Origin of the sequence: Streptomyces sp. NBC_00637, from assembly GCF_045161545.1 — a bacterium.
In the GTDB taxonomy this organism is placed as follows: Bacteria; Actinomycetota; Actinomycetes; order Streptomycetales; family Streptomycetaceae; genus Streptomyces.
Genome location: NZ_CP109046.1, coordinates 3,397,199 through 3,415,207 on the forward strand (window position 1 = coordinate 3,397,199; position 18,009 = coordinate 3,415,207).

21 protein-coding genes are annotated in these 18,009 nt (G+C 67.9%); 2 read left to right on the forward strand and 19 right to left on the reverse strand.

What is annotated here, in order from left to right:
* Positions 1–4 precede the first annotated feature (4 nt).
* The 16 genes from rpsC to OG440_RS14680 form a co-directional block, all read right to left on the reverse strand.
* Entirely contained in the window at positions 5–838 is an 834-nt protein-coding gene (rpsC, locus tag OG440_RS14605) for a 30S ribosomal protein S3 (protein WP_054238784.1), read from the reverse strand.
* Positions 838–1,185 carry a 50S ribosomal protein L22 gene (gene rplV, locus OG440_RS14610; RefSeq protein WP_054238783.1) on the reverse strand — a complete coding sequence of 116 codons (348 nt, stop codon included), beginning with the start codon at positions 1,183–1,185 and terminating at the stop codon, positions 838–840. The genes rpsC and rplV overlap by 1 nt, the downstream gene beginning before the upstream one ends.
* Positions 1,186–1,227: 42 nt before the next feature.
* On the reverse strand, positions 1,228–1,509 hold the full coding sequence (rpsS, locus tag OG440_RS14615; protein ID WP_020132632.1) for a 30S ribosomal protein S19: 282 nt from the start codon (positions 1,507–1,509) through the stop codon (positions 1,228–1,230).
* 12 nt (positions 1,510–1,521) lie between these two features.
* Positions 1,522–2,358, reverse strand: a complete 837-nt coding sequence (rplB, locus tag OG440_RS14620) for a 50S ribosomal protein L2 (protein WP_020132633.1) — start codon at positions 2,356–2,358, stop codon at positions 1,522–1,524.
* A 40-nt stretch (positions 2,359–2,398) separates the two neighbouring features.
* Positions 2,399–2,818: a 50S ribosomal protein L23 gene (rplW, locus tag OG440_RS14625; protein ID WP_406007269.1), complete on the reverse strand. Its 420-nt coding sequence runs from the start codon at positions 2,816–2,818 to the stop codon at positions 2,399–2,401.
* Positions 2,818–3,474, reverse strand: a complete 657-nt coding sequence (rplD, locus tag OG440_RS14630; protein ID WP_406007270.1) for a 50S ribosomal protein L4 — start codon at positions 3,472–3,474, stop codon at positions 2,818–2,820. Before rplD ends, rplW begins: the two co-directional genes overlap by 1 nt.
* A 7-nt stretch (positions 3,475–3,481) precedes the next feature.
* Positions 3,482–4,126, reverse strand: coding sequence for a 50S ribosomal protein L3 (rplC, locus tag OG440_RS14635; RefSeq protein WP_020132636.1), 645 nt, complete (start codon positions 4,124–4,126; stop codon positions 3,482–3,484).
* 18 nt (positions 4,127–4,144) lie between these two features.
* Positions 4,145–4,453, reverse strand: a complete 309-nt coding sequence (gene rpsJ, locus OG440_RS14640; protein WP_003948644.1) for a 30S ribosomal protein S10 — start codon at positions 4,451–4,453, stop codon at positions 4,145–4,147.
* 680 nt (positions 4,454–5,133) lie between these two features.
* Complete coding sequence (locus tag OG440_RS14645) at positions 5,134–5,667, reverse strand: hypothetical protein (protein WP_406007271.1); 534 nt, start codon at positions 5,665–5,667, stop codon at positions 5,134–5,136.
* Positions 5,668–5,732: 65 nt separating this feature from the next.
* A complete protein-coding gene (locus OG440_RS14650) occupies positions 5,733–7,529 on the reverse strand; it encodes an alpha/beta hydrolase (protein WP_406007272.1) in 1,797 nt (598 codons plus the stop codon).
* A gap of 9 nt (positions 7,530–7,538) precedes the next feature.
* Positions 7,539–7,979, reverse strand: a complete 441-nt coding sequence (locus OG440_RS14655; protein ID WP_406007273.1) for a hypothetical protein — start codon at positions 7,977–7,979, stop codon at positions 7,539–7,541.
* A gap of 504 nt (positions 7,980–8,483) precedes the next feature.
* Complete coding sequence (tuf, locus tag OG440_RS14660; RefSeq protein WP_328480235.1) at positions 8,484–9,677, reverse strand: elongation factor Tu; 1,194 nt, start codon at positions 9,675–9,677, stop codon at positions 8,484–8,486.
* 156 nt (positions 9,678–9,833) lie between these two features.
* A complete protein-coding gene (fusA, locus tag OG440_RS14665) occupies positions 9,834–11,960 on the reverse strand; it encodes an elongation factor G (protein WP_406007274.1) in 2,127 nt (708 codons plus the stop codon).
* Between the two features lie 39 nt (positions 11,961–11,999).
* The gene (gene rpsG / locus OG440_RS14670; RefSeq protein ID WP_020132641.1) at positions 12,000–12,470 is read right to left on the reverse strand and encodes a 30S ribosomal protein S7; all 471 of its coding nucleotides are present in this window, start codon (positions 12,468–12,470) and stop codon (positions 12,000–12,002) included.
* A gap of 3 nt (positions 12,471–12,473) precedes the next feature.
* A complete protein-coding gene (gene rpsL, locus OG440_RS14675; protein ID WP_003948652.1) occupies positions 12,474–12,845 on the reverse strand; it encodes a 30S ribosomal protein S12 in 372 nt (123 codons plus the stop codon).
* 256 nt (positions 12,846–13,101) lie between these two features.
* Positions 13,102–14,307, reverse strand: a complete 1,206-nt coding sequence (locus tag OG440_RS14680; protein ID WP_406007275.1) for a glycosyltransferase family 2 protein — start codon at positions 14,305–14,307, stop codon at positions 13,102–13,104.
* A gap of 141 nt (positions 14,308–14,448) precedes the next feature.
* On the opposite strand from OG440_RS14680, the gene OG440_RS14685 reads away from it, so the two are divergent.
* Positions 14,449–15,726: a hypothetical protein gene (locus tag OG440_RS14685; protein WP_406007276.1), complete on the forward strand. Its 1,278-nt coding sequence runs from the start codon at positions 14,449–14,451 to the stop codon at positions 15,724–15,726.
* A 79-nt stretch (positions 15,727–15,805) separates the two neighbouring features.
* Here OG440_RS14685 and OG440_RS14690 read toward each other — a convergent pair whose 3' ends face one another.
* The 3 genes from OG440_RS14690 to OG440_RS14700 are packed head-to-tail and all read right to left on the reverse strand — an operon-like array spanning position 15,806 to position 17,035.
* On the reverse strand, positions 15,806–16,021 hold the full coding sequence (locus OG440_RS14690; RefSeq protein ID WP_406011358.1) for a hypothetical protein: 216 nt from the start codon (positions 16,019–16,021) through the stop codon (positions 15,806–15,808).
* A 47-nt stretch (positions 16,022–16,068) separates the two neighbouring features.
* On the reverse strand, positions 16,069–16,731 hold the full coding sequence (locus tag OG440_RS14695; RefSeq protein ID WP_406007277.1) for a hypothetical protein: 663 nt from the start codon (positions 16,729–16,731) through the stop codon (positions 16,069–16,071).
* Entirely contained in the window at positions 16,724–17,035 is a 312-nt protein-coding gene (locus OG440_RS14700) for a WhiB family transcriptional regulator (protein WP_406007278.1), read from the reverse strand. Before OG440_RS14700 ends, OG440_RS14695 begins: the two co-directional genes overlap by 8 nt.
* Positions 17,036–17,257: 222 nt before the next feature.
* Here OG440_RS14700 and OG440_RS14705 point away from each other — a divergent pair, with 222 nt between their 5' ends.
* Positions 17,258–17,749 carry a helix-turn-helix domain-containing protein gene (locus OG440_RS14705; protein ID WP_406007279.1) on the forward strand — a complete coding sequence of 164 codons (492 nt, stop codon included), beginning with the start codon at positions 17,258–17,260 and terminating at the stop codon, positions 17,747–17,749.
* Positions 17,750–18,009 lie beyond the last annotated feature (260 nt).

Sequence of the window (18,009 nt, forward strand, 5' to 3'; positions counted from 1 at the left end):
TCGGTCAGGCCTCCGTTCCGGTGCTCTCAGCCGGAGCGGCCGCCGGAGCCTCGGCCTTGGGGGCCTCGGCAGCGGGAGCCTGCTGCGGCTTGCGGCCGCGACCGCCACGCTCGCCACCACGGCCACCACGGGCCGGGCGGTCGGCGCCGCCGCCGCCACGGGCCGGGCGGTTGCCGGCGCGGGCTGCGGCGTTCTCGGCGCGGACCTCGGCGATGTTCTTGACATCGCCCTTGTAGATCCAGACCTTCACACCGATACGGCCGAAGGTCGTCTTGGCCTCGAAGAAGCCGTAGTCCACGTTCGCGCGGAGGGTGTGCAGGGGCACACGGCCCTCGCGGTAGAACTCCGAGCGGGACATCTCGGCGCCACCGAGGCGGCCACCGCACTGGATCTTGATGCCCTTGGCGCCCGCCTTCATCGCCGACTGCATGCTCTTACGCATGGCGCGACGGAAGGAGACGCGGGAGGAGAGCTGCTCGGCGACGGCCTGAGCGACCAGCTGAGCGTCGACCTCGGGGTTCTTGACCTCGAGGATGTTCAGCTGGACCTGCTTCTTGGTCAGCTTCTCCAGGTCGCCGCGGATGCGGTCGGCCTCGGCGCCGCGGCGGCCGATGACGATGCCCGGGCGAGCGGTGTGGATGTCCACACGCACGCGGTCACGGGTGCGCTCGATCTCCACCTTCGAGATACCGGCGCGCTCCATGCCGGACGTCATCATCCGACGGATGGCGACGTCTTCGCCGACGTATTCCTTGTACGACTTGTCGGCGTACCAGCGGGACTTGAAGTCCGTGGTGATGCCGAGTCGGAACCCATGCGGGTTAACCTTCTGGCCCATTACCGGGATCCTTCCTTGCTGCTGAGGACCACGGTGATGTGGCTGGTCCGCTTGCGGATCCGGTACGCGCGCCCCTGGGCACGCGGACGGAAACGCTTCAGGGTCGGACCCTCGTCGACGTACGCCTCGGAGATGAAGAGGCTGTCGGCGTCGGTGTGGTCGTAGTTGTGCGCGGCGTTGGCGATGGCGCTGTCAAGCACCTTGCCGACCGGCACGCTCGCGGCCTGCGGGGCGAAACGCAGGACCGCCTGAGCCTCCGTGGCGTCCATGCCACGGATAAGGTCCACCACCCGGCGGGCCTTCATGGGCGTGACGCGGATGTACCGCGCCTGGGCCCTGGCTTCCATGGTTGTCCTTCCAGTGTCTGTCATGGTCATTCCACCCCGCGATTAGCGGCGCTTCGACTTCCGGTCGTCCTTGACGTGACCCCGGAAGGTGCGCGTCGGCGAGAACTCGCCGAGCTTGTGGCCGACCATCGACTCGGTGACAAACACCGGAATGTGGGTCTTGCCGTTGTGCACCGCGATCGTGTGACCCAGCATGGCCGGGATGATCATCGAGCGACGGGACCAGGTCTTGATGACGTTCTTGGAACCGGCTTCGTTCTGGGCGTCCACCTTCTTTACGAGGTGTCCGTCGACGAAGGGCCCCTTCTTGAGACTGCGCGGCATCTAAACCCGCTCCTAGCGCTTCTTGTTCGTCTTGCGGCGGCGGACGATGTACTTGTTCGAAGCCTTCTTCGGCGAACGAGTACGACCCTCCTTCTGACCCCAGGGGCTGACCGGGTGGCGACCACCGGAGGTCTTGCCCTCACCACCACCGTGGGGGTGGTCAACCGGGTTCATCGCCACACCGCGAACGGTCGGGCGGACGCCCAGCCAGCGCTTACGGCCGGCCTTGCCCCAGTTGATGTTGCTCTGCTCGGCGTTGCCGACCTCGCCGACCGTGGCGCGGCAGCGCTGGTCGACCAGACGGATCTCACCGGACGGCATACGAAGGTGGGCCATCGTGCCCTCCTTCGCGAGCAGCTGCACCGAGGCGCCGGCGGAGCGGGCGAACTTGGCGCCGCCACCGGGACGGATCTCGATCGCGTGGATCGTGGTACCGACCGGGATGTTGCGGAGCGCCAGGTTGTTGCCCGGCTTGATGTCGGCCCCGGGACCGTTCTCGACGCGGTCACCCTGCGACAGGTTGCGGGGGGCGAGGATGTAGCGCTTCTCGCCGTCCGCGTAGTGCAGCAGTGCGATGCGCGCGGTGCGGTTGGGGTCGTACTCGATGTGCGCGACCTTCGCCGGCACGCCGTCCTTGTCGTGACGACGGAAGTCGATCACTCGGTAGGCGCGCTTGTGTCCGCCACCCTGGTGGCGAACGGTCACACGACCGGCGTTGTTACGGCCGCCCTTGCTGTGCAGCGGGCGGACCAGCGACTTCTCCGGCGTGGACCGCGTGACCTCGACGAAGTCGGCGACGCTGGAGCCACGACGGCCCGGCGTAGTCGGCTTGTACTTGCGGATTCCCATTATTCAGTCCTCGTCCGATATCGGACGATCCGGACCGCCCTCAGGCGGTCGGACCGCCGAAGATGTCGATACGGTCGCCCTCGGCAAGGGTCACGATCGCGCGCTTCGTGCCGGCACGCTGACCGAAACCGGTCTTGGTGCGCTTGCGCTTGCCGATGCGGTTGATCGTGTTGACGCCGGTGACCTTGACCGAGAAGACCGACTGGACGGCCTGCTTGATCTGGGTCTTGTTGGCGTTCGGGGCGACGATGAACGTGTACTTGTTCTCGTCGAGGAGCGCGTAGCTCTTCTCCGACACGACCGGCTTCAGCAGCACGTCACGGAGGTCCGTGAACGCCTTGCTGGGCGCGGTGACGACGGTGTTCTTGCCCTCGGTGGCGTGGCGCTTCGCCTTGGCGACGCGCGCGGCCTTGGCGACCTTGGCCGCCTTGGAGGCGATGCTCGGGTGACGCGTAGCCATCAGGCGTCACTCCCTTCGGTGTCGTTGGCCTGCGGGCCGGCGACGAAGGACTCGAAAGCGGCCTGGGTGAAGACCACGTCGTCCGAGACGATCACGTCGTACGTGTTCAGCTGGCCCGGCTCCAGGATGTGCACCTGGGGCAGGTTGCGAGCGGACAGCCACGAGGCCTCGTCGGCGCGGTCGACGACCAGGAGCAGGTTCTTGCGCTCCGAGATCTTGCCGAACAGCGTGCGAGCGGCCTTCGTGGAAACGGTCTCGCCCTCGATCACGCCGGTGACGACGTGAATGCGGTTGTGGCGGGCCCGGTCGGTGAGGGCGTGACGCAGAGCGGCAGCCTTCATCTTCTTCGGGGTCCGCTGCGAGTAGTCACGCGGCTGCGGGCCGTGGACGACGCCACCGCCGGCGAACTGCGGCGCGCGGGTCGAGCCCTGGCGCGCGCGGCCGGTGCCCTTCTGACGGTAAGGCTTCTTACCGCCACCGCGGACTTCACCGCGGCGCTTGGTCTTGTGCGTGCCCTGACGGGCAGCCGCGTTCTGCGCGACGACGACCTGGTGGATCAGCGGGATGCTGATCTTCTCCACGCCGAAGATCTCCGCGGGGAGCTCGACGCTTCCGGTCTTCTCGCCTGCAGGCGAAAGGATGTCAACAGTGCTCATCGGTACCTCAGGCCCCCTTGGCCGCAGTGCGGACCAGGACGAGGCCGCCGTTCGGACCGGGGACAGCGCCCTTGATGAGCAGCAGACCCTTCTCCGCGTCAACGGCGTGGACGGTCAGGTTCTGGGTGGTGACACGCTCGTTGCCCATGCGACCCGCCATGCGGAGGCCCTTGAACACGCGGCCCGGGGTGGCGCAGCCACCGATGGAACCGGGCGAGCGGTGCTTGCGCTGGGTGCCGTGTCCGGCGCCGAGGCCCTTGAAGTTGTGACGCTTCATGACACCGGCGAAGCCCTTGCCCTTGCTCTTGCCGGTCACGTCGACCTTCACGCCGGCCTCGAACACCTCAGCGGTGATCTCCTGGCCCAGCGTGTACTCGGAGGCGTCCGCGGTGCGGATCTCGACGAGGTGGCGACGGGGGGTGACGTCGGCCTTGGCGAAGTGGCCCTTGAGGGGCTTGTTCACCTTGCGCGGGTCGATCTCGCCGAAGGCGATCTGGACGGACTCGTAGCCGTCGCTGTCGTTCGTACGGACCTGGGTCACGACGTTGGGGCTGGCCTTGACGACGGTGACGGGAACAACACGGTTGTTCTCGTCCCACACCTGCGTCATGCCGAGCTTCTCGCCCAGGATGCCCTTGATCTGCTTAGCCATTCTTCAGATCACCGGCCCCTAAAGCTTGATCTCGATGTCGACACCGGCCGGGAGGTCGAGTCGCATCAGAGAGTCAACGGTCTTGGGAGTCGGGTCGAGAATGTCGATCAGGCGCTTGTGCGTGCGCATCTCGAAGTGCTCGCGCGAGTCCTTGTACTTGTGCGGCGACTTGATGACGCAGTACACGTTCTTCTCAGTGGGCAGCGGCACCGGGCCCGCGACCGACGCACCAGTGCGGGTCACCGTCTCGACGATCTTCTTCGCCGAGGAGTCGATGACCTCGTGGTCGTAGGCCTTGAGCCGGATGCGGATCTTCTGTCCCGCCATGGCTACTCAGTAGTCCTGTCTCTTCTAACGCTCTGGAACCAGATGGTCCGTTCACTTCGTTCCTCCGACCCACGCGGTCGGGTGTGTCGCGCTCTCGCCGACACAGATGCCCCTTGTTCGAGCATCCCTGCTGGGAAAGCACGGCCCTTCCGGAACCGCAAGCCGGGGACGAAAGGTCCACCGGGTGCCTGGTCGGCGCTCTATTGACACTTCCCGAAAGATTCCCGTACGTCCGCCCCAGCGCTGCCAGCTGGCAGTTAGGGCGACGAGTACTGTGGGACTCGCTTTCGGTCCTCCCGGCGGGAGGCGCGCAACATCAACACTCGACCGAGCAACTCCGACAGTCTGCCATATGGGGCACTGCCCTGGCCAATCAAGCCGGAGACAATACCCCGAACGTGACGCAGGTCAAACGCACGCACGGCACGCCGCGCCTCCAGGGCCGCGTCGAAGGCCCGTAACCGCGCCTTCCCCCTCCGGTGCGCCTGCCCCGGGCCGCTGCACACCGGGCAGCAGGGCGACCCGCCACATCCGGACGGCATCCGACGCGATGGTGTCCCCTGCGCCGTCGACGAGCCGGCAGGCGTCCCCCGGAGTGCTGGGGAACCGTCTGGTCGGGAACCGTGTGCTCGGGAACCGAAGCGCGGGTCGGTCAGGAGCCGGTGTCCTCCGGCTCGTTTTCAGAACTGCTCGATCTCCTGGCCGTCCGGAATCTGGTAGCAACCGGAGACGACGAAGAAATTGAGGTTCGGCGGATCATCCTTGGCTCGGTGGACGATTTTGACACTGAACTTCTTCTTGTCGTTGTCGGCCGTGAGGCTGAGGTTCTTGTTGCGACTGCTGTCCGGCCCGTAGTCGGCGATGTTCCAACCATGCTCGGGAAGGTCCGTCTTGAGCCGGGTCATGGCGCCCCCGAGCTGCTCGGACGAAGCCGGGGTGAAGGACCATGAGTGGAACATCTGAAAGTATTTCTCCGGGTCTTTCCCGCCGCACTCCTTGACCCCCGGACCGGTGTCGGATGCCTTCCCCTGAAGCCCGATGAGGTTGTACAGCTCACTCGAGACCTTCTTGATGTCATCGGCGGCGTCGCTGGACGTACTGATGCCGGAGGACGGGATGTCGTCGGAACTTTTGGTGTCAGTCATGCCGCATCCGGTGAGGATCGTAAGGGCGATGGGCAGGGTGAGCGCGATTGCGCCCAGTTTCGTCTTCACGTCGAGGGCCTCGCTTGATCGAACCGGGCCACGGGCCGGTCTCCTGGTCGGGCGGACCACGCTTCCTACTTCACATGGGCCCACGGGTCCGGTGGCGGCTTCAGCTGCACGTCGTCTCCCTTTCCGACGGTGACCAGCGCCTGGTTGCGCAGACTGTCGGAGCCCGCGTCCCAGTAACCGCTGTGCCCATCGGTGTCCGTGGTCATCTGGTTGGCGCCGAAGTCCGGATCGCTGGGGATGATGAAGCCGTCCCCGCCGTGGCCCCACCGGCCGAGGTCGGGGACCACGTCGCCATCGGCCTCCTCGTTCCAGACATGTCCCTGGGGAACGTCCAGCTCATCGGCACCGGACACCTTGACTCCGGGACTGCCCGCGAAGACGACGTCATCGGCTCTGAGGTGTCCCGTCTCGGCCGCGGCGCCGACAAGGGTCGTTCCGTACGAGTGCGCGATCACGGTGGTGTGGGCCGGCGATTCTCCGGAGTGCGAGGCGTCGAGTCCATCCATGAAGTTGCGGAATGCCGGCGCGCCGTCGTACGCGTAGTGCTCGAACGGTGCGTCCTTGACGACATCGTCCGGGGCCTCGTAGCCGAGCCAGGTGATCGTGGAAACGGACTGACCGTGTGCCTCGGTGTCGGCCACACGCCACAGGTCCGTCATCCGGTTGATGTCACCGCCGACCTTCCCCAGTTCCGCCGTGGTCCCCGGCACATAGACCGCTCGGTGGTCCGCGGTGTCCGGGTTTCCGTTGGCGACGATCGCGCGTCCGTCGTTGTCGGCGCTGAATCCCAGCAGGTAGGCCTCGGGCAGCTTGCCGTTTCCGGTGGCGTCGAAGCGAGTCTGTATGGCCTGCATGCCCTTCAGGGACTTGGTGAGATGCTCGATCCGATCCCCGTACTTGTTGTGCCAGGCCATCCATTCGTCGGTGTGGACCTTCGACGGATAGCCGCCCGCGGTGATGTAGGTCCACTCGTCGGCAGGCGCCGCCGGAATCGAGTTCAGTTCCATCCGCATCCTGCCCCGCGTCTCGTCGAAGACCATCCGGTTCGCCTCGTCCCGGACCGCTGCGGGAACCCCGTCGAGCGCGCCCACGGCGTCGGGACGCATGGAGATCCACGCCGCCTGCTGCTCCGCGTCGAGCCCCTTCCACCACGCCGCGTTGTCCTTCGCGCCGCCGCCCTGGGGCGGCTGGGGCAGGGAGTCGAGGTACTTCTTGCCCGCGTCCTTCACACCGCTCGTGTCCGAGGACGCGTCGGCCCAGTCCCCGTCGGAGACCGTCAGGTCGTCGTCCGCCTTCAGCGCGCGCAGCTTCGGCGCCCACTTCTCGTCCGCCTCCGTGGCCTCCTTGAGCGCGGCGGCGATCTGGTCGGCATAGTCCTGGGCGAGGCGGTGGTTGGGGTTGGGATCGAAGTCGGCCGATTGGCGGCCTATCGCGGCGGCAGTCCCGTCCGTCAGGCCGGTCACCGTGCCACCGTCGGGAATCCTGCCGTCGGCGTCCTTCTCCCCGCCCGCCGGGTAGCTCACCGAACCGTCGGCGTGGACGGTGAGCTGCGCCGCCCGCGCGCCGTCGAGCGCCGCGTCGAGCTTCCTCTTGGCCGACCCCACCTCGTACGAGAACGCTTCGAGGGCCGCACCGATCAGACCGCACTCGACCTGGATGTAGTGGAAGTTCTTGCCCAGCTCCCCCACCTGTTCGACGGCCGCCGTCGCGGCCTCGCCCTTCAGAGAGTTCCTCATGGCCACGGCGATCTGGTTGTCCAACCGGTCCTTGGCCGCACTCGCCATGTCAGACGTGCTGCGGTACCCCTCGGCGGCTTCGGAGTATGCGGTGGGCTTGACCGCCTTGAGCGTCGCCAGATCCATGACGTCTCGTCACCGCCCCTTGTCCTGACCGCCGACCGCGGCTGTATCGGCGTACTCCACCTTCAGGTTGCCGATCTCGGCCTCGATCGCCTCATCGGTCTTCAGCTGGTCGTTGCCGGCCTTCTCCAGCAAACCGGAGAGCTTGCCGCAGCGGCCGCTGACCTTCTTGACGTACGTCTCCCACGAACTGTGGACATCCTTCTGAGCCGTCGCGGTCAGGCATCCGGTGTCCTCGCCAAGGCCCTTCTGGCCGTCCGTCAGCTTCGCCATCGCCTTGCCGACGTCCTCACGAAGCGAACCCACGTCCTGGCCCGCCTTGGACCAGGCCGGCTTGTTCGACACCAGCGTGCCGCTGCCGCCCGGGTCGAGCGGTACGTGGTTCAGCTGCATCCGCGCCGAACGCTGGTCTGCGGCCGCGCTCTTGAGCTGCTCCCACTCTTCCCACGCCATGCATAGCTCCCCGTCGTCACTGCAAACGTGCGGCGTCTACGTTGTCACGATTGGCATGTACCGTAGCGCGTTCCTCGCGGCCCCAGCTGAGTACGGATACCTACTCCGCGCCCGTACTTCTTCGGATGCTCCGCATCCTGGCGGCAGGCGCGGCGTCGTGGATCGCCGTTCTCCCGGTGGGGCCGCTGCTGCTGGCCGCCGTGCTGGTGGCCTGACGTGAGCGAAGGCGGCGACCGTCCTTCCGCTCACCGGCCCCCGGGCTCCGCAGTGAGTGCCGCGCCCCCGGTGCCCCCGCGCGCCGAGCCCGTCGCGTGCCGTTGCCTGCCCGCAGACCGGACCATCTCCACCGAGGGTCTCCCCCCGCCACCCCTTCTGGTCCAGGCGCCCACCCGGGCGGCCGGAGGCATGCGAAAGGGCCCGTACGACCGAAGTCGTACGGGCCCTCTCAAGGTGCTCGGCTCAAGCGAGAGCTTGTGCCACAGCCACCAGGTCGATCAGCAAGAACTACTTGGTGATCTTGGTGACCTGGCCGGCGCCCACCGTGCGACCACCCTCACGGATGGCGAACTTCAGGCCCTCTTCCATGGCGATGGGCTGGATGAGCTCCACCTTCATCTCGGTGTTGTCACCCGGCATCACCATCTCGGTGCCCTCGGGGAGGGTCACCACGCCGGTCACGTCCGTCGTGCGGAAGTAGAACTGCGGACGGTAGTTGTTGAAGAACGGCGTGTGGCGGCCACCCTCGTCCTTGGACAGGATGTAGGCCTGGGCCTCGAAGTCGGTGTGCGGCGTGACCGAACCCGGCTTGATGATGACCTGGCCGCGCTCGACGTCCTCGCGCTTGATGCCGCGGAGCAGCAGACCGACGTTCTCACCGGCCTGGCCCTCGTCGAGCAGCTTGCGGAACATCTCGATGCCGGTGACCGTGGTGGTGGTCTTCTCCTGCTTGATGCCGATGATGTCAACGGTCTCGTTGACCTTCAGGACACCACGCTCGATACGGCCGGTGACGACCGTACCGCGACCGGTGATCGTGAAGACGTCCTCGACGGGCATGAGGAACGGCTTGTCGACGTCACGCTCGGGGGTCGGGATCGCGTCGTCGACGGCCTGCATGAGGTCGAGAACCGACTGACCCCACTCGGCGTCGCCCTCGAGCGCCTTGAGCGCCGAGACCTTGACGACCGGCAGGTCGTCGCCCGGGAACTCGTACTCGGAGAGGAGCTCACGGACCTCGAGCTCGACGAGCTCCAGGATCTCCTCGTCGTCCACCATGTCGGCCTTGTTCAGGGCGACGACGATGTACGGAACGCCGACCTGGCGGGCCAGGAGCACGTGCTCCTTGGTCTGCGGCATCGGGCCGTCGGTGGCGGCGACCACGAGGATCGCGCCGTCCATCTGCGCGGCACCGGTGATCATGTTCTTGATGTAGTCCGCGTGACCCGGGCAGTCGACGTGGGCGTAGTGGCGGCCCTCCGTCTGGTACTCGACGTGCGCGATGGAGATGGTGATACCGCGCTGACGCTCTTCGGGAGCCTTGTCGATCTGGTCGAAGGCCGAGGCCTCGTTCAGGTCCGGGTACTTGTCGTGCAGCACCTTGGTAATGGCGGCCGTGAGGGTCGTCTTACCGTGGTCGATGTGACCGATGGTGCCGATGTTGACGTGCGGCTTAGTCCGCTCGAACTTCGCCTTCGCCACGGGGGTCCTCCTGGGAGTGGTTCTGGAACGCCTTGCTTCATCGGCGCCAGGTGATCTTTGCTGGAAAGCCCGGGTCCAGGGGGCAAACATCCGGGGATGCGGTTGTTTGCCCCTTGAGGCTCCGGAGTCAAGCCTACGGCGTGTAAACCGAGTGTGTTACTCGCCCTTGGCCTTCGCGATGATCTCCTCGGCGACGTTCCGGGGAACCTCGGCGTAGGAGTCGAACTGCATCGAGTAGCTTGCGCGACCCGACGTCTTGCTGCGGAGGTCGCCGACGTAGCCGAACATCTCCGAGAGGGGCACGAGGCCCTTCACGACGCGAGCACCGGCACGCTCCTCCATGGCCTGGATCTGGCCACGGCGGGAGTTGATGTCGCCGATGACCTCGCCCATGTAGTCCTCGGGCGTGGTGACCTCGACGGCCATCATCGGCTCGAGCAGCACGGGGCTGGCCTTGCGCGCGGCCTCCTTGAAGGCCTGCGAACCGGCGATCTTGAACGCGAGCTCGGAGGAGTCCACCTCGTGGTAGCCACCGTCGAGCAGGATCACGCGCACACCGGTCATCTCGTAACCGGCGAGGATGCCGAACTGCATGGCCTCCTGCGCACCGGCGTCGACCGAAGGGATGTACTCCTTCGGGATGCGACCACCGGTCACCTTGTTCACGAACTCGTACGAGGCGTCGCCGCCCTCGATCGGCTCGATCGCGATCTGCACCTTGGCGAACTGGCCGGTACCACCAGTCTGCTTCTTGTGCGTGTAGTCCACCCGGTCGACCGCCTTGCGGATGGTCTCGCGGTAGGCGACCTGCGGCTTGCCGACGTTGGCCTCGACCTTGAACTCACGGCGCATACGGTCGACCAGCACCTCGAGGTGCAGCTCGCCCATGCCACCGATGATGGTCTGGCCGGTCTCCTCGTCCGAGTGGACCTGGAACGACGGGTCCTCTTCGGCCAGGCGCTGGATCGCGATGCCCAGCTTCTCCTGGTCGCCCTTCGACTTGGGCTCGATGGCGACCTGGATGACCGGAGCCGGGAAGTCCATGGACTCCAGGATCACGGGCTGCTTGTCGTCGCACAGCGTCTCGCCGGTCGTGGTCTGCTTCAGACCCATGACGGCGACGATGTCGCCGGCGCCGACCGACGCGATCTCCTCACGCTTGTTCGCGTGCATGCGGTAGATCTTGCCGATGCGCTCCTTCTTGCCCTTGACGGAGTTCAGCACGGCGGTGCCGGACTCCAGGCGGCCCGAGTAAACCCGGACGAAGGTGAGCTTGCCGAGGTGCGGGTCGCTCATGATCTTGAACGCCAGCGCCGACAGCGGCTCGTCGTCGGACGGCTTGCGCTTGACCACGACCTCCGGGTCCTTCACGTCGTGGCCCTCGATGGCCTCGACGTCCAGGGGGGAGGGGAGGTAGCGCACGACCGCGTCGAGCAGGGGCTGGACGCCCTTGTTCTTGAACGCGGTACCGCAGAACACCGGGGTGACCGTCACGCCGTCGGACTTGCCGGACGCGATGGTGATACGACGGATCGCGGCGTACAGCTGCTCCACGGAAGGCTCCTGGCCCTCCAGGTACAGCTCCATGATCGCGTCGTCGTTCTCGGCGACGGCCTCGACGAGCTTGCCGCGGTACTCCTCGGCAGCCTCGGTGTGGGTGGCCGGGATGTCGACGACGTCGTACATCTCGCCCTTCTCCGCCTCGGCGGACCACACGAAGGCCTTCATCGTGACCAGGTCGACGACGCCCTTGAAGTCGGCCTCGGCACCGATCGGCAGCTGCATCACGATCGGCTGCGCGCCGAGGCGGCTGCTGATCATGTCGACACAGCGGTGGAACTCGGCACCGGTCCGGTCGAGCTTGTTGACGAAGCAGATACGCGGGACGCCGTAGCGGTCCGCCTGACGCCACACGGTCTCGGACTGGGGCTCGACACCCGCGACGCCGTCGAACACCGTGACGGCACCGTCGAGCACACGCAGGGAACGCTCCACCTCTACGGTGAAGTCGACGTGACCCGGGGTGTCGATGATGTTGATGGTGTGGTCGACATCGGCAAGCGGCCAGTGACAGGTGGTGGCAGCAGAGGTGATCGTGATGCCACGCTCCTGCTCCTGCTCCATCCAGTCCATGGTCGCGGCGCCGTCGTGGACCTCACCGATCTTGTAGGAGACGCCGGTGTAGAACAGGATCCGCTCGGTGGTGGTCGTCTTGCCCGCGTCGATGTGGGCCATGATCCCGATGTTGCGGACCTTGGCCAGGTCAAGTGAAGTGGTAGCCATAAGGCTTTCGTCTTCTCTCGGTCTCGATGTGGGTAGCGACTACCAGCGGTAGTGCGCGAAGGCCTTGTTGGACTCGGCCATCTTGTGGGTGTCCTCGCGCTTCTTCACAGCGGCGCCGAGGCCGTTGGACGCGTCGAGAAGCTCGTTGAGGAGGCGCTCGGTCATGGTCTTCTCGCGGCGGGCGCGGGAGTAACCGACGAGCCAGCGCAGCGCCAGGGTGCTCGCGCGACCCGGCTTGACCTCGATCGGGACCTGGTAGGTCGCGCCACCGACACGGCGGGACTTGACCTCGATGGTCGGCTTGATGTTCTCGAGAGCGCGCTTCAGCGTGATGACCGGGTCGTTGCCGGTCTTCTCGCGCAGGCCCTCCATGGCGCCGTAGACGATGCGCTCGGCGGTGGAGCGCTTGCCGTTCAGCAGCACCTTGTTGATGAGCGACGTGACAAGAGGAGAACCGTAGACCGGGTCGATGATGACCGGGCGCTTCGGGGCAGGGCCCTTACGAGGCATTTCTTACTTCTCCTTCTTGGCGCCGTAGCGGCTTCGGGCCTGCTTGCGGTTCTTGACACCCTGGGTGTCAAGCGAACCGCGGATGATCTTGTAGCGAACACCGGGCAGGTCCTTCACACGGCCACCACGCACGAGCACGATGGAGTGCTCCTGCAGGTTGTGTCCCTCACCCGGAATGTAAGCAGTGACCTCGATACCGCTGGTCAGACGCACACGCGCGACCTTACGCAGGGCCGAGTTCGGCTTCTTCGGGGTGGTCGTGAACACACGCGTGCAGACGCCGCGACGCTGGGGCGAACCCTCGAGTGCGGGCGTCTTGTTCTTCTCGACCTTGTCCTGCCGGCCCTTCCGGACCAGCTGCTGGATCGTAGGCACTACTTCTCCGGTTTCTGTGTGCCGAATGGTGAAGCTAACCTGGAACTCTCCGACCCACGCGGTCGGGTGTGTCGGATCCGGCGAACCTCCGCCGTGAGGCAGGAAGAGGCACAGATCACGGTGGCCGCTAGCTGGGCCCCGTGTGCGGTTGAAGACACGCACGAGGGCCAGGGCACACCCCAGGCACAAGGTCTGAGCGTACCTAGCGCATTCACTCCGGTCAAAACAGAAGCCGCGCCGCCGACACGCCGGAGGTTCAGGAGCGCCGTCCCGGCCCCTGTGATACCGGGGCCGCGGCGTCCGCGGGACCTCCCCGAGGTGACGCCGGCGAGGGCACGGACGGATCGCCGGCCCGGTACGGCCGCTCCACCGGATCCGACCCCGGGCGCTCCACCGGATCCGACCCTGCACGCGCTGCCGGATCCGCCCCTGGGAGCTCACCTGCATCCGCCCCTGGGAGCTCACCTGCATCCGCCACCGGACGTGTCACGGGCTCCGTCACCGCGTCCGCCGCCGTGTCGTGACCGATGAAGTACGTCGGACGGTTCTGCACGGCCGTGTAGATACGGCCGACGTACTCGCCGAGCAGGCCCACGCAGATCAGCTGGACCGCACCGATGAACAGCACGCCGATGAAGAGGGACGTCCAGCCGGGGACCGTGTGCTGGAAGGCGTGGGCGCTCAGGGTGTAGACCATCAGGCCCAGGCAGACCAGGAACGCGAAACCGCCCAGCCAGGTGGCGATGCGCAGGGGCGCCGCCGAGAAGCCCGTGACGCTGTCGACGGCCAGCCGGATCATCCGGCCGAGGGGGTACTTGCTCTGGCCCGCGGGCCGCGGGGCGCGCTCGTAGCGGACCTCGCCGCTGGGAAAGCCCAGCCAGGGCACGAGCAGGCGGTAGACCCGCTGCTGGTCCGGCAGCGCCTTCAGGGCGTCCACGGCGGCCCGGCTCAGCAGCCGGAAGTCACCGGCCTGGGCCGGCACCGACGGTCCGGCGAGGCGGCGGACCAGCCGGTAGTACAGGCCCGCCGTCCACCGCTTGAAGCCGGTGTCGCTGGCCCGGTCGGCGCGGATGCCGTAGACGATGTCGAGGCCCTCGGCGCGGGCCAGCGTGAGCATCTCGGGGATCTTCTCGGGCGGATCCTGGAGGTCGGCGTCGATGCTGACGACGTACGCGCCGTGTGCCCGGTCCAGGCCCGCGGTGAGGGCGGCCTGGTGGCCCGAGTTGCGGCGCAGGCCGATGACCCGCAGTTCCGGCCAGCCCAGCCGGAAGGCGGCCAGCAGCTGGGCCGTGCGGTCGGTACTGCCGTCGTCGACCGCGACCACCTCGTAGCCGACGCCGAGGTCCGCGAGGACCGGGCGCAACCGGCTGACCAGCGCGGGAAGGACCTCTTCCTCGTTGTACATGGGTATGACGACCGACAAGACGGTCGCCGTGGCCGTGGTGTTCGGCGCTTCGGTCACCCGTCCTCCCCCAACCTGTGGCGCACATGTGCGACTCTGTTGCGATCTTATGACCGCACTCTTATGACCACACTTCACGATCATCCGGACAGCGGTGCCGCCCCTGGGTGTCCGGCGATCGGCCGAGGGGGGACCCCAGCGATGAGCACGGCTTCCAGCGACACGGCGGCGGACTCCGCCGTGCCCGACGGGCCACCGGAGCGCTCGCGGAGACTGCGCCGCCTCACCCTGCCGGACGGTGTACGACCGTACCTCGCTCCGCTGCTCCTCTACGGTGTCACAAAGCTGGTGGGCCTGACCGTGTTCGCCTGGCTCCTGGAGTCGGCCGACGAATACCAGAAGAAGAACCCGCGCTTCGGCGGCGGCGCCCACTGGTGGGACGTCCTCGCCACCTGGGACGGCTGGTGGTACCTCCAGGTCGCCGAGAAGGGGTACGACCCCCGCCCGCTGGAGCAGCTCGCCCCGGGCGGACTGTTCACCGTCAAGCAGAACTCGGTCGCCTTCTTCCCGCTCTACCCGGGCCTGATCCGGGGCGTCTCCGAGATCACCGGGCTGGGGTTGTACGGCTCCGGCATCCTGGTCTCCGTCCTCGCCTCCTTCGTCGCCGCCGCCGGCATCTACGCCGTGGTCTCGACGCTCGCCGGAGTACGGGCGGGCACGATCGCCGCCGGACTGTGGGCGGTGGCACCCGGCGCGGGCGTGGAGTGGGCGCTCTACTCGGAGTCGGTCTTCGTCGCCATCGCCTCCTGGTGCTGCTACTGCGTGATGAAGCGGCGGTGGGTCGCGGCGGGGCTGCTCGCCTTCGTGGCCGGGCTCAACCGGCCGACCTCCGCCGCGCTCATCGGCGCGGTCGGGCTCGCCGCGATCGTGACCCTGGCCCGGCGGGAGAGCAGGCGCGAGCACGGGATCTCGGGGCCCCTGTACGCGATGTTCGCCGCGCCGCTCGGCCTGCTCACCTACATCACCTGGGTGGGCCTCAGCATGGGCGACCTCACCGCGTACTTCACGCTCCAGCGCGAGGGGTGGGCGCACTACTTCGACTTCGGCTCCTACACCCTCGACGTGCTGGGCAACACGGCGATCGGGCGCCACGACTACCTGTTCGCCTTCTCGGTCCCCGACCTCCTCGGTGTCCAGCTGGTACTCGCGCTGCCCTTCCTGATCGCGCTGATGCTCCGCAAGAAGCCGCCGCTGGTGCTGGTCGCGTACACCCTGGCGAGCGTGATCACCGTGCTGGGCACTCAGCAGATGTTCGGCAACACGGGCCGTTACCTGCTGCCGGTCTTCCCGCTGCTGCTGGCCCCGGCGGCGGCCCTGAGCCGCCTGAAGTGGCCGAGCCTGGCCGTGTTCTTCGTGACGGCGGCCCTCGCGTCGGGGTGGTACGCGCACTACGTGATCTTCGAGTTGGGCATTCCGTAGCAAGTCCGGGCGCGTTGCGCCTTCCGTGGACCGGGTGCGGCGAGCCCCGCGGTGACCGGGATGCGCGCAGGGGCCGAGGTCACCGGGTGCGGCGGGTGGCGCGTTCGGCGGCGAACACGTCCTCCAGCCGGAAGAGCTGGGCCCGTCCCGCCTTGCCGGCCGGCGCCAGGTGCCCCAGCTGGACCCACTTGCGGATGGTGGCGGGGGCCACACCGACCTCCCGGGCCGCGAGAGGACCGGGAATCAGGGTCGGCTGCCCGGCGGCGCCTCGGTCGGAACCGTGCCGGTCGGGGATGGGTCGGTCGGGGGTGCGCCGGTCGCGGGTGCGTCGGTCGGGGGTGCTCATGCGGGCGTCCACTCCCCCTCGTCCCAGGTGTGCCGGTAGGCCGGGTCGTCGTGGCAGCCGCAGTCCGGTTCCGGGCAGCGGCAGGCCGGGTTGACGCAGAGGACGGCCGCGCGGTCGGGGAAGGCCCGCAGCGAGACGGAGTCGCACCAGGGGCAGCGGCCGGCGACCCGTACGACGGTCTCGGTGTCGCCCAGCGCGCGGGCGCAGCGGCGGGCCATCCGGCGGGTCTCGTCGCGCACATGGGCGGCCAGAACGGTGTCGGCGGCCACGCGGTCGAGAAGGGACGCGATGCGGCGCAGTCGTTCGGGGACCGGGGCGCGGGGCGGGCGGGGCAGGCCCAGCCGGTCGCGTACCGCCTCCTCCAGTTCGAGCACGCCGTCGGTGATGTCGCGGATGGCGTCGGAGACGTGCAGGCGCAGCGGGGCCGCTCCGTGGCCGGGGGCCACCAGGCCATGCCGCTGCTGAAGGAGCAGTTGCTCCTCGCGTTCCTCGCGCAGGCGGGCGCCGAGATCGGCGGGCGGCCGCGGCGCCGCGGGGCGGTGGGCGGGGGTGGTGCGGCCGGGAACCAGTTCCGTGGAGAGCTCGGGGAACTGCTGGAGCAGGGTGCCGATCCAGAGGGCGGCCTGGGCGGTGGGGCGGCCCTCGCAGGATTCAGCCACGGGTGCCTCCCTGGGCCGGGAGGTTGGCGAGGACGGCGGCCGGGGGGAGAAGGTGCGCGGGTACGGGGACCGGGCGGCCGGAGCGCCACAGACGGCCGCCGCAGACGCCGTCGAACCAGTTGTCGGCCGGTGCCACCGCCTCCTCGCAGGCCCTCCGTACGCGGCAGCCGGCGCAGGCCCGGAGCGCGGCGGCGGCGATCTTGGCCTTCTTGGAGAAGACGACCCGCGGGGAGAGCCCGGCGCAGGCGGCCGCGGACTGCCAACCGGGGGCCGGCGGGCAGGAACTCGTTTCGGGCATGGGCATGGGACCCCCCTGGGTTCGTGACGAGCCGTACTGGATGAACGTCTTCCAGACTTACAGATTGCGTGCGCGCCCGCAACGATATTCGGACGGGGCGGGGCTCTCGGGGTCCCCCGAATCTCCACGAACGGCACAAAGTTTCCTCATTGCTTGCTCGAGAGCACGTAATTCCGCGCGCGCAAGCAAGCTAAACTCTTGCCCACCCCCGAAGGAAGAGAGAAAGACATGACCAACCAGGGCTTGGACGCATTCGCCGCGTGGGTCGAAGACCTCATGCGCGAGCGCGGCTACGACATCGACAGTCCACGCGGCGGCGGCAAGTCGAGGATCGCGGACGAGGCCGGCGTGCATCGCGCCGCGGTGACCCGTCTGCTCCAGCGGCAGAGCATGCCGGACCTCGAGACCACCCGCAGGCTCGCCCGCGTGCTCGGCGTGCCGGTGCGCGACATGCTCATCCGCTCCGGCCGGCTGACCGCGGAGGAACTGGCCGACCCCCACGACCACCTGGCCTCGCCCCCGCCCGGTGGCGAGTTCGGCCGCCGCCCCACGCTGGAGGAGGTCGCCGACCTGCTGGGCGTGCCCGCCGACCGGCGCGAGATGTTCGTCAGGGTGGTGGAGCAGTTCCTGCCGGGTGAGGCCGGGACCGAGGTGACGCCGGCGCGTGAGGACCGGCGGGTCCTGGTCGAGACGGCTGCGGTCGCACCCGCCGCCGACTGACCGGACCGAAACCGCCGGTCACGCCTGCCGTGCCGGTTCCGGTCGACGAGCACCCGTGGGCCGACGGGAGCTCCGGTCGACGAGGGACCCCGGGCACCCCTTCCCGGCCTGCACTCCCACCCCCACCTCCCCCCGCCTCTCCCCCCACCCCTCCCCTCACATCTCTTTCGGCGCCCCCTCTCGCCTCTCCTCTCACATCTCTCTCGCCGTTTTAGTTGCGTGCGCGCACGCTCGTCTGTCACAGTTGGTGCAGCGGCGGA